We start from the raw sequence: 480 nt of genomic DNA, 5'->3' as shown, positions 1-480 counted from the left end.
CATGTTACCTTACGATTTACTCCATCTCTATTTTTTCGAACAGCACAAAGATTTTCAACAATTAAATTTTTTTTGTATGCATCTCCGGCTCCCCCCCAAATTCTAACTAAATCTATCGTGTCGATTCTATTGGAAGCTGAAACTTTTAAGGTATTAAAAGCCCATAATGCAGCTCTAAGCAAATTAGAAAGTGCATACACAAAAATTGCAAATGACAAAAAATCCACAAAGGCATTATTTCCACCACTACTAATAATACCGGGAACTAACGAGACTAATACAGGAGCAAGAGCAGTAATAGCTGTTAAATATATTGCAGCTTTACTCTCAGCTCCTACTCTTCTTTGATTTTCTAATTCATTGAGTTTTTTTGCCTCATCAAGGGCTAGTTCACTTTCATTTGTCCAGTCAGTATTTTTAATAATTAAGATATCATTATCCAGCTTTTCTTGATCTTGTCTTATTTCTTCACTATTCAGT

At 33.8% G+C, this 480-nt stretch carries 1 protein-coding gene; it reads right to left on the bottom strand.

Annotated features, from left to right (window positions below; genetic code table 11):
• The coding region (locus IM273_RS22275; RefSeq protein WP_193055670.1) for a hypothetical protein at nt 1-480 on the bottom strand (480 nt) is incomplete at both ends.

This window comes from Enterobacter cloacae complex sp. P13B (assembly GCF_014895915.1).
GTDB classification, from domain to species: Bacteria; Pseudomonadota; Gammaproteobacteria; order Enterobacterales; family Enterobacteriaceae; genus Enterobacter; species Enterobacter bugandensis.
Note: the sequence above shows the minus strand (reverse complement) of the source record. Positions and strands in the feature narration are given on the sequence as shown.